The organism is Actinokineospora xionganensis (genome assembly GCF_014323725.1).
Lineage (GTDB): Bacteria > Actinomycetota > Actinomycetes > Mycobacteriales > Pseudonocardiaceae > Actinokineospora > Actinokineospora xionganensis.
On record NZ_JABVED010000001.1, the window covers coordinates 742,347 to 752,937 of the forward strand.

9 protein-coding genes and 1 riboswitch are annotated in these 10,591 nt (G+C 71.5%); of the genes, 8 read left to right on the forward strand and 1 reads right to left on the reverse strand.

The annotated features are described in order from the left end of the window. The first annotated feature begins 50 nt into the window (after nucleotides 1–50). The 6 genes from GPZ80_RS03460 (at nucleotide 51) to GPZ80_RS03485 (ending at nucleotide 7,580) form a co-directional block, all read left to right on the forward strand. Nucleotides 51–707, forward strand: a complete 657-nt coding sequence (locus tag GPZ80_RS03460) for a GNAT family N-acetyltransferase (RefSeq protein ID WP_187218260.1) — start codon at nucleotides 51–53, stop codon at nucleotides 705–707. After that, nucleotides 693–797, forward strand: a riboswitch (guanidine-I (ykkC/yxkD leader). Its footprint overlaps the gene before it by 15 nt. Before the next feature lie 54 nt (nucleotides 798–851). Next, nucleotides 852–1,556: a DUF1989 domain-containing protein gene (locus GPZ80_RS03465; protein WP_187218261.1), complete on the forward strand. Its 705-nt coding sequence runs from the start codon at nucleotides 852–854 to the stop codon at nucleotides 1,554–1,556. Then, nucleotides 1,553–2,158, forward strand: a complete 606-nt coding sequence (locus GPZ80_RS03470) for an urea amidolyase associated protein UAAP2 (RefSeq protein WP_187218262.1) — start codon at nucleotides 1,553–1,555, stop codon at nucleotides 2,156–2,158. The genes GPZ80_RS03465 and GPZ80_RS03470 overlap by 4 nt, the downstream gene beginning before the upstream one ends. Next, nucleotides 2,158–4,017 (forward strand): 5-oxoprolinase/urea amidolyase family protein, encoded by a 1,860-nt coding sequence (locus GPZ80_RS03475; RefSeq protein WP_187218263.1) that lies wholly within the window; start codon nucleotides 2,158–2,160, stop codon nucleotides 4,015–4,017. The genes GPZ80_RS03470 and GPZ80_RS03475 overlap by 1 nt, the downstream gene beginning before the upstream one ends. Nucleotides 4,018–4,083: 66 nt before the next feature. Next, nucleotides 4,084–6,306, forward strand: a complete 2,223-nt coding sequence (locus tag GPZ80_RS03480; RefSeq protein WP_312880086.1) for a GH92 family glycosyl hydrolase — start codon at nucleotides 4,084–4,086, stop codon at nucleotides 6,304–6,306. Then, the gene (locus GPZ80_RS03485; protein ID WP_187218264.1) at nucleotides 6,303–7,580 is read left to right on the forward strand and encodes a glycosyltransferase; all 1,278 of its coding nucleotides are present in this window, start codon (nucleotides 6,303–6,305) and stop codon (nucleotides 7,578–7,580) included. Before GPZ80_RS03480 ends, GPZ80_RS03485 begins: the two co-directional genes overlap by 4 nt. A 78-nt stretch (nucleotides 7,581–7,658) precedes the next feature. Here the strand turns inward: GPZ80_RS03485 and GPZ80_RS03490 are convergent, their stop codons facing one another. Beyond that, nucleotides 7,659–8,303 (reverse strand): NAD(P)-dependent oxidoreductase, encoded by a 645-nt coding sequence (locus GPZ80_RS03490; protein ID WP_187218265.1) that lies wholly within the window; start codon nucleotides 8,301–8,303, stop codon nucleotides 7,659–7,661. An 87-nt stretch (nucleotides 8,304–8,390) separates the two neighbouring features. Between GPZ80_RS03490 and GPZ80_RS03495 the strand changes: the two genes are divergently transcribed. Together GPZ80_RS03495 and GPZ80_RS03500 are read left to right on the forward strand one after the other, a co-directional pair. Continuing rightward, entirely contained in the window at nucleotides 8,391–9,254 is an 864-nt protein-coding gene (locus GPZ80_RS03495) for an AraC family transcriptional regulator (RefSeq protein ID WP_187218266.1), read from the forward strand. A gap of 109 nt (nucleotides 9,255–9,363) precedes the next feature. Next, nucleotides 9,364–10,591 (forward strand): S1 family peptidase (locus GPZ80_RS03500; protein ID WP_187218267.1); only part of this gene is annotated, 1,228 nt, incomplete at its 3' end.

The window sequence follows — 10,591 nt, forward strand, 5'->3', positions numbered from 1 at the left end:
GCACCCGTAAACCGCTTTGCGGAGAGCCGAGAACGACCGAGTATCGACGAATGGACGAGATGCTCCCGCAGTGGCCGTCGACAGCTCCACGGTGCGGTCCGGTCGTGCTGCGCGCGTTCGCCGAACGCGACGTGCACCTCGCGTTCGAACTCGGTGACGACCCGTATGTGCCGCTGATCGGCAGTCTTGCGGCGAAACCGTCCGAGCAGGAGGCGATGGACTGGATTCACCGCCAGCAGAGCAAGCTCGCCGATGGCGCCGGGATGTCCTTCGCCATCGCCGACGCGCGCACCGACCAGGCGGTCGGGGCCATCGGTCTGTGGCTGCGAAACCTGGCCGCGGGCCGGGCTACGGCCGGGTACTCCGTGGCCGCCACGCACCGGGGACGTGGTGTCGCTAGCAGCGCGTTGAAGGCGTTGACGGGGTTCGTGTGGGCGATCCCCGCGCTGCACCGGGTCGAACTCCACATCGAGCCATGGAACCTGGGCTCGGTCCGGGTCGCGGAGAACGCGGGCTACCAGCGGGAGGGCCTGATGCGGAGCCACCAGGAGATCGGCGGTGTCCGGCGGGACATGCCGCTGCACGCGACCGTCCGCGCGGCCGTGGCAGGGCCCGACGCCCCGGTCGTTCACCTGGACGATCCCGGCGGGCTACCCGAGTGCCCTAAGATCACCCGCGACCCGTCGACGGCGACGGGGCGCCCCTAGGGTTCCGCTCCTTGCGGGAGGTCCGCGACCGAGAGGGGAGGCGAAGGCTCCCGAGCCCTCGCTCCACGGCGGGATAAAAGCCCGGGAGGCCTCAGTGGCCCCGGGTGCCGTGCGTCCGGGCTGACAGTCTCGGAGGCTCCGGCCATGCCATCGAGCTATCACCACGAAGTCCCCGGCGGCGCCGCCTGGTCCGCGCCGGTGCGCGCGGGCAGACTGGTCACGCTGACCGCCCAGGGCGCCGACGCGAACGCCGCGCTGCTGTTGTTCGGCGCGGACCGGCTGGACCGGTTGAACATCCCCGACACCGTGAAGTCGCAGATGTCGGCGTGTGTGCGGCCGCCGATGGTGCTGATGTCCGACCGGGGGCTCGCGCTGGCCCGCGTGGTCGACTCGACGCTCGACTGGCACGACTGCCTGACCGGCTTCGGCCACGACCGGCACCTGCGGCGGTTCGGCCCCAGTTCCTACGCACAGCACCGAAACGAGTGGCGCCGGTCCGCGCGGACCGGGCTGGTCTCCGAGCTGACCAAGCACGGGCTCGGCCCGGCGGATCTGCACGGCTGCGTGAACTTCTTCAGCAAGGTGGCGATCGCCGACGACCCGCGGGCCTCGTTGACGCTGGTCACCGGGCACGCCGCCGCGGGTGACACGGTCACCTTGCGCACCGAGCAGGACGTGCTGGTCGTGCTGTCGACAGCGCCGCATCCGTTGTCCACGGCCGATTACGCGCCCGCCGGGGTGCGGGTGGACGTCTCCCCCGCGCCACCCGCGGACGCCGACGACGCGAGTGCGGTGTTCCGCGCGGAGTCAGCCCGCGCACTCGAGATGACGAGAAGGGCTCAGGCATGACCGCGGCACTGGATCTGGTCGTCGCGCCCGGCGACGGCGCGTTGATCACCGTCCCTGAGGGCGGCAGGCTGCGGATCGTGGACCTGCACGGCAACCAGGCCGTCGACACCCTGCTCTACGACGCGGCCGACATCGACAACCGGTACTCGGCGTTCGACACCGTGCGCGAGCAGGGCGCGGTGTACCTCACGACCGGGTCGCGGCTGCTGTCGACCGCGCTCGACGAGCTTGCGGTGATCACCGACGACACCTGCGGCAGGCACGACACCGTCGGCGGCGCGTGCTCGCAGGAGTCCAACGTCATCCGGTACGGCGAGCACACCCGCCACCAGCACGCGTGCAGGCAGACCTTCCTGCGCTACGGCGCGGCGAAAGGCATCGGCCAGCGGCAGCTCGGGCACAACATCAACTTCTTCATGAACGTGCCCGTCGACGCCGCGGGCACCCTGCGGTTCGACGACGGCCTGTCCGCGCCGGGCAAGCACGTCGAGCTCACCGCCAGCCGCGACATCCTGGTGCTGATCAGCAACTGCCCGCAGCTCAACAACCCGTGCAACGGCTGGAATCCGACGGCGGTCCAGCTGATCGGGTGGTGGGCGTGATGGCGGTGCTCGACGTTCTCGACCCGGGGACGCAGACCACCGTGCAGGACCTCGCGGGCCGCACCGGCCGGTGGGACGTCGGCGTGCCGCCGTCCGGGGCGTTCGACGACGTGACGTTCGGCCTTGTCAACGCCGCCGTGGGCAACCCGGATCACCTGGCGGGCCTGGAATGCGTCGTGCGCGGCCCGGTGCTGCGGGTCGACGAGCCGCGCCTGGTGTGCGTCGGCGGCGCGGCGACCCGGGCCACGGCCGACGGGCGCCCCCTGCGGCCGGGCACGGTGGTTCGGCTGCCCGCGGGGGCCACGTTGGACGTGGGACCGCTGACGGGGCCAGGCATGCGCGGGTACGTCGCCGTCGAAGGCGGGCTGGACGTGCCGCGGGTGCTGGGCAGCCGGTCGACGTTCGTGCTCGGCGAGTTCGGCGGGCTGGACGGGCGGGCGCTGCGGGCCGGGGACACGGTGCCCCTCGGCCGCCGGGAGAACCTCGTCGCCCCGGCCCCGGTGACACTGCCGGAACTGACCCACACCTGGACCCTGCGGGTGGTCCCCGGCCCGCACGGCGCGCCGGAATACCTCACCGCGGAAGGGATCGATGAGTTCTTCGCGGCCACCTGGACTGTCGACCACCGCGCCGACCGCACCGGCATCCGGCTCACGGGACCGGCCCCGGGCTGGGCGCGCGCGGACGGCGGCGAAGCCGGGCTGCACCCGTCGAACCTGCACGACTCGGCGTACCCGGTCGGCGGGATCATGCTCGCGGGCGACACCCCGGTGATCGTCGGCGTGGACGGCCCGTCGCTCGGCGGGTTCGTCGTCGCGGCGGTGGTGGTCGAGGCGGACCGGTGGAAACTCGGCCAGTTGCGACCCGGCGACACGGTCCGGCTCGCACCCCTGGGCCCCGACACCGCGAGGCCCGAGCCGCTGCACGGCGGCGACGCCACGCGGACCGGGCCCGCGTTCACCATCAGGCGCTCGGGCGACCGGCACCTGCTGGTGGAGGCAGGTCACACCGAACTCGACCTGACCGTGCGGATGTGGGTGCACCTGCTCGCCGAGGCGCTGCGGGCGGACCGGCCCGACGGGGTCACCGAGATCGTCGAAGGTGTCCGCTCGCTGCTGGTGGCGGTCGACTCGGCCGCCCGCGACCTCGCACCCCTGGCCAAGCACCTGGGAGCGCTCGCCGACGATCTGGCCGACCCGTCGACGGCTGTCGTCCCGGCGCGGGAGGTCGTCCTGCCGATCGCGTTCGACCACCCCGAGGCGCACGAGGCGATGCGCCGCTACGCCGCGTCCGTGCGCCCCGACGCGCCCTGGTGCCCGGACAACGTGGAGTTCATCCGCCGGGTCAACGCGCTGCCCCACCGCGACGACGTCTTCGACATCGTCGCCGCGGCGACCTACCTCGTCGTGGGCCTCGGCGACGTCTACCTGGGCGCCCCGGTGGCGGTGCCGATGGACCCCCGGCACCGGCTGGTCACCACCAAGTACAACCCGGCGCGCACCTGGACCCCGCAGAACGCCGTCGGGATCGGCGGGGTCTACCTGTGCGTCTATGGCATGGAAGGCCCCGGCGGGTACCAACTCGTCGGCCGCACGGTGCCCGTGTGGCGACTCGGCGACGAGCGGCCGTGGCTGCTGCGGCACTTCGACCGGCTCCGGTTCCGGCCGGTGACCGCTGAGGAGCTGGCCGAGCACCGCGCCGACATCGCCGCGGCCCGCGCGGACCTCGACGTCCGCCCCACGACGTTCTCGGTCGCCGAAGTCCACCGGATCGAACAGGAGGCGGCCGGCGAGATCAAGGCCGTCCGCGCGCGCAGGCGGGCCGCCTTCGACGAGGAGCGCGCGCGCTGGAATTCCTGACCCCAGCACGAAGTTCACGTCAGCGAAACCACCGGGGCGGCCACGCGGTCCTACAGTTCCGCCATCGTGGACGACATCGATCCCCTCATCGGAACGGCCCCGACCGCGCTGCCCCCGGCGCAGGGTCTGGCGGCCACCTGGTGGTGGCCGAAAGCGCAGATCGGCAACACCCACCCGGGCGCGGTGTCCCCGCTGGGCATGGTGTCCGCCTGCGCGTACTCAGGCGCCTACCCCACTGGGTACGGCCTCTACACGAAGAACACCGAGGGCCTGCCGGAGCAGATGTTCGACCACCCTCAGGCCTCCGGGTTCACCCACTTCCAGCAGTCCGGCACCGGCGCGATCCGCAAGTACTACAACTACGTGCGGGTGACACCGATGGTGCAGCCGCTCGACACCCTCGGCCAGTCCTGGCCGCTGCACGACGAGACGGCGGAGGCCGGGTACTACGCGGCCACCCTCGACCCCGGCATCCGGTGCGAGATCACCGTCGGCGCCAAGGTCGCCGTCCACCGGTACACGTTCCCGGAACACCGAAGTGCCCGGGTGGTCGTCGACCTGTCCTGCGGCGGCCTCGCGATCGACCACGGCCGCACGGTGCCGCTGCGCGCGCACGTGGAGAGCCTCGGCCATGGCCGCGCTCAGGGCACGGTGGTCGTCGAGGGTGTGCCGCTGTCGGTGTACATCGAGGTCGACAGCCCGCACTGGCGGCAGATGGTCTGGCACGACCGCAGGCTGATCGAGGGCGGCACCCGGCTCGACTTCGACCGCATCCGGCAGACCACGCTGCGCCCCTTCGGTTTGCTCTTCATCGGCCCGGCCTCGGCCGGGCAGAGCGTCGAGGTGCGAATCGGTTTCTCGCTGCGCGGCTGCGAGCAGGCGCGGGAGAACCTGCGCCGCGAGTGCGGTGACGCGCCGCAGGCCTTCGACGCCATCAAGGCGCACACCCAGGCCAAGTGGCGCGACCACATCGGCCGGATCGAGATCGAGGGCGGGTCGCCCGCGCGGCGCCAAGTGTTCGCGACGGCCCTGTACCACTCGCTGGTCAAGCCGTGCTTCGGCGACGACGAGAGCCCGTTCTGGCCGACATCCGGCCCGTTCGCTTTCGACGTCTGCACCATGTGGGACATCTACAAGACCCAACTGCCGTTGCTGATGGCGATCTGCCCGGACCGAGCCGTCGACCTGCTGGAGTCATTGATCCGGGTCTGCGAGGAGGAAGGCAACTTTCCGATCGGCTACCGGATGGCCCGAGGTGCGGACCGGTTCTTCCGGCAGGCGAGCGCGTTGACGCACACCGCGCTGGCCGACGCGCACGCCATCGGGCTCGGCGACCTGGACTGGAACTGGGCGCTGGTGCACATGGTCGACGACCTGCGCCGGATGTACGGCGAGGACTTCTACGAGCACGGCGTCGTGCACCCGATCTCGCACACCCTCGACCTCGCCTACGCCTACCACTGCACCTCCGGTGTCGCCCGGGCGCTGAACGACGCGCCGCTCGCCGAGCAACTCGACGAGCGGGCTCGCCTGTGGCCCAACGCCTTCGACCCGGCGACCGGCCTGCTGCACGACTCGTCGTTCTACGAGGGAGGCAAGTGGAACTACTCGTTCCGGCTCCTGCACGACATGGCCGGGAGGATCGCGTTGGCGGGCGGTGACGAGAAGTTCGTCGCCATGCTCGACGCGTTCTTCGGCTTCGGCGCGGCCCGGGTGGTGCAGCCCGGCCACCGGCCCGACGCGGCGCAGATGGCGGTCGGGTACGCGCTGAACCGGTTCGAGGGCCTCAACAACGAGCCCGACATGGAAGCCCCGTGGTCCTACCACTACGCGGGCAGGCCCGACCGGACCGCCGAGGTCGTGCACGCGGCGCTGACCTGGCAGTTCGGCACCGGTCCCGGCGGGCTGCCGGGCAACGACGACTCGGGCGGGCTGAGCAGCTGGTACGTGTGGGCCTCGCTCGGGCTCTTCCCGGTGGCCGGGCAGAGCCTGTTCCTGGTCAACGCCCCCGCTTTCGCGCGCGCCACGATCCACCTGGGAGACAAGGACTTCGTCATCGAGACCAGCGGGCACCGCGAGACGCCGATCAGCTCCGACGGGCTCGACCGGGTGCCGCCGCCGCAGTACGTCCAATCCGCGCGGCTCAACGGAAAGCAGGTCGACGTGACGCACCTGAGCGCGTCCGACGTCCACGCGGGCGGGACGCTGCACCTGGAACTGGGCCCGGAACCGTCGCGGTGGGGACGGGCGACCCGGCCGCCGTCGCTGTCCACCGGAGCGCGCCCGTGAGCCGCCGACTGGTGATCGTGGTCCGGGCCGACCCGGTGATCTGCGGGCACTCGGGCGAGGCGCGCAACCTGGCTGAGGTCGCGCTCACCCGCGGTTTCACCGACGTGCGCGTGCTGACCTGGCCGATCGCGGCGCTGCGGGCGGCGGGGCTGCCGCTCAAGCCGCTCGACCGGATCATGCCCTACAGCGCCGGGGTCACCGTGGAGCGGCCGGAGCCGGTCGGCGACTACCGGGTGCCCGACGGCCGGTTCATGGCCGGCCTGACCGGCAGGCTGGTCGAGTTGCTGGCCGAGCCGGTGCCGACCACCTGCCTGTCGATGTACCTCGCCCCACACACCGCGGTCGTCCAGGACGCGGTCTCGGCGGCCCGCGCGGCCGGGTACGCCCCCGAGGTGCGCACCATGGCGAAGGCGGTGGGATCGGACGTCACCAACGTGATCCGCTCCTGCCTGCGGGAAGGGCGGTTCGGCGCGGCCGTCGTCCTGTTCACCACGTTCCTGGCCAACGACGAGGTGCTCGCGGTGTCGGAGTACACCCGCCAGGAGATCGCCGCCGCCGCCGAGGAGGTCGACTTCCGCTGCGGCACCCGGCTCGCCGAACAGTGCCGCGAACGGGTCTCAGTCAGCTACCCACCGATCGACACATCGGCCTACCTCGACCTCGACCCGGTGCTGGTGGACACCGCGCTCAAACGCCGAGGGCTGGAACGTGACGGCTACGTGTTGTTCCTGTCGCGGGTGACGCGGGCCAAGGGCATCTTCGACCTGGTGAACGCGTTCTTCGGGTCGAAGGCGCGGTCGCGGGTGCGGCTCGTCGTGGCCGGGACCGGCCCGGCGCTTCCCGAAGTCCGGGCGCTCGCCCGCGCCGACGACCGGATCGTCTTCCTCGACGACGTGGACGACGAGGAGAAACCGCTGCTGATGCGCGGCTGCGCGGCGTACGCGCTGCCGACCCGGCCGGAGCCGGACTTCGTCGAGACCTTCGGCATCGCGCTGACCGAGAAGATGCTGGCGGGCGGCGGACCGGTGATCACCACCGTCACCGGCGGGACGGGCGAGGCCGTGGGCGACACGGCGATCATCGTCGAGGCGGGCGACGTCGCGGGCATCGCCGCCGCGCTCGACCGGGTGGTGCTGGACATGGGACCGGAGGAACGTCGGATCATGGAGGCCCGGGCCCGCACGCACGCCATGGCCTTCGACCGGACCCGGGTCTTCGACGAGTTGTTCTGTTCCGCCTCCCCGAAATTTTGGGATCAGTCACCTATCACGTGATTGTGCGGATTCGCGGCGACCGTGGTCGGCTGCCGTCACGGTCCCCTAAGGTTCCGGTCGATCATCACCGACGATTGGTCAATAACCGACGGTGAAGCGCTTTCCGGTGTGGCGCGGGTTCTCGATCTCGTCGACGAGGGCCACGGCGTAGTCCTCTGTGGAGATCCGGCTGACGCCGCCGTCGTCGACGACCAGGTCGTCGAGTTCGGTGCGGTACCGGCCGGTGCGGGTGCCGGGCTCGATGGTGGCCGCCGGGCTGAGGTTGGTCCAGTGGACGTCGTCGACTCCGCGGTAGTAGTCCAAGGCGTCGGCGTGCGCGTTCATGATCTGCAGGAGGAACTCGGGCAGGCCTTCCTTGTCCCGAACCTCGCCGCCGCCCGGGGTGCGCAGCGAACCGGCGCCGCCGACGGCCACCAGGCGCGGCGCGTCCGGGCCGAGTGCACGCAGGCCCGCCACGAGCGACTCGGCGGCGGGCTTGATCGTCGCCAGGTGTCCAGGGCCGTCACCGCCGCCGACCGCGCTGACCACCACGTCGTGGCCCTTGGCGATCGCCGCGACGGACTGGGGGTCGAGGACGTCGCCCACGGTCGGCTCGGCGCGCGGGTCGGTGGGCTTGGCGCTGTCGCGCCGGACGGCGGTCACCTGGTGGCCGCGGTCGAGGGCCTCGCGGGTGATGGTGCTGCCGATCGTGCCGGTGGCACCGAACACGGCGATCTTCGCCATCGTGGTCACTCCCTTGTCGTTTGCTGCCTTATGAAATACACAGTAGGCAGGTCACCGCTGTTCAGCGAGGTATGATCGGGACTCGTCATGGTGAAAAACGGACAACCGCCGATACCTGAGATCGCCTACTCGCCCCCGTCGGCCGCCGCGGCGGGGGTCGAGGTGCTGACGCTGGCCGACCTGCGGGAGCGGGCGCGCGGGCAGGATCTGAGCAGTCCGCAGCGCCCTGAGTTCCACCTGCTGTTCGCGGTTGACGCGGGCGCGCTGTGGCACGCGGTGGACTTCACCCCGTACACGGTGACCGCGGGTTCCTGGCTGTGGGTGCGGCCGGGGCAGGTCCAGCGGTTCGGCGACCTGGCGGCGGCGGAGGGCGCGGTCGTGTTCTTCCAGTCGAGCTTCCTGTCCCCCGCGACCGCGCGCGTCGACGACCGGTTCGGCCACGTGCACTGGCACGCCACCGGCTCGGCAGGCGCCGCCGCCCGCGGCGCCCTCGACCACCTGGCGCGGGAGTACGCCGACCCGGCGCTGCCGGACGCGGTGCGCACCGAATTGCTCGGGCACCTCCTCGCCGCGCTGCTGTTGCGGATCGCCCACCTGAGGCCGGGCACGCCCGCGGTCGAGCCCGGCGAGACCTTCCGCCGCTTCCGCGACGCCGTGGAACACGACTTCGCCGCGGCCCGCCAGGTCGGGCACTACGCGCGGATGCTCGGCTATTCGCCGCGGACACTGTCGCGAGCGACACTCGCCGCCGCCGGGGTCGGCGCGAAGGAGTTCATCGACCTGCGGGTGATCTTGGAGGCCAAGCGCCTGCTGGCGCACGGTGACCACCCCGTCGCGCTGATCGCCCACCAGCTGGGTTTCCCTGATTCAACCAACTTCTCGAAGTTCTTCCACCACCGCGTCGGCCGCACGCCGGGGGCCTTTCGGACCTCGGCGCGGGCGCCGCTGTGAGCTCGAACTGAATTGTTAAAAACCCGATCTCGTTCTCTTCTTCCCTTGCGCGGCTTACCTTCGGCCTCCCTGCACCTTGTCTTGTCAGGAGGCCGCATCCGTTATGCGCATGCGCTTGAGAGTCCTGAGTTCGGTCAGCGTGGCAGCCGTCGTGGCCGGCGCGGTCGTGCTCAGCCAAGGCGCGGCCAATGCCGCTGATCCCCCATCCCCGCGGGACTTCCCGCCCGCCATGGTCAACGGTGTCGCCCACGACCTGGGCATCAGCCAGGAGCAGGCCCGCAAGACGCTCGGCGAGCAGGCCGCGGCGCGGGTGGTGCTCGACCGGCTGCCCGAGGCGATCGTGCGGCAGGCTCCCGGCAAGTGGTTCGACGACCAGACCGGCGCGTTGACCGTCGCGGTCACCGACCAGGCCACGGCCGACGCCGTGCGGGCCGCGGGCGCCCGGCCCGCTTTCGTCGGGCGGAGCAAGTCCCGGCTCGCCGCGCTGGTGGCCAAGGTGGCGGCCCTGGCGGCGAACGACGTCCCCGGCCTCAACGGCTACGGGGTGGACGAGGTCCGCAACGACGTCCTCGTGCGGATCAACGCGACGAAGAAGACCGCGGCGACCGAGGAGTTCCTGCGCGAGTTGCGGGGCACCGACGGTGTCCGGGTCGAGGAGACCGACACCTCGCCGGTGCAGCAGGCCGGTGAAGTCAACCCGGGCGACGGCTGGTGGCCGGGCTCGGAGACGGCGTGCTCGGTCGGCGTCGCCGTCACCGATGCCAACGGCGGCAAGCACTTCCTCACCGCCGGGCACTGCACCAACGACGCCAACCAGGCCGCGTATGGCCAGAGTGGACAGCAGAACCGGATCGGCACCGGCAACGTCGGCGGGTCCCGCGGCGTCAATGGGCGTGAGGGCGACATGGGGGTCGTCGCGGTCACGGAGTCCGGATGGACGCTGTCCACGGCGGTCAACACGTGGGGTCAGTCCGCGATCAGCGTGACCGGCTCGAAGGACGCCATCGTCGGCGAGACCGTGTGCCACTCGGGCAACACCGCCCCCAACTGGGAGTGCGGCCGGGTCACCAAGCTCAACCACACCATGGACTACGGCAGCGTGGTCGTCGAAGGCCTGACGGTCACCACCGCCTGCTCCCAGGGCGGTGACTCCGGCGGCGTGTGGCTGGCCGGGGACAAGGCGATCGGCCTGCATGAGGGCGCCATCAACGGCAACAGCTGCCCCACCGGCGACAACGCCGTGTTCCAGCCCCTCAACGAAGCCCTCGCGAAGTGGAACCTGACCCTCTACTCCGGGGGCACCACCACCGGCGTGACGGTCACCAACCCGGGTAACC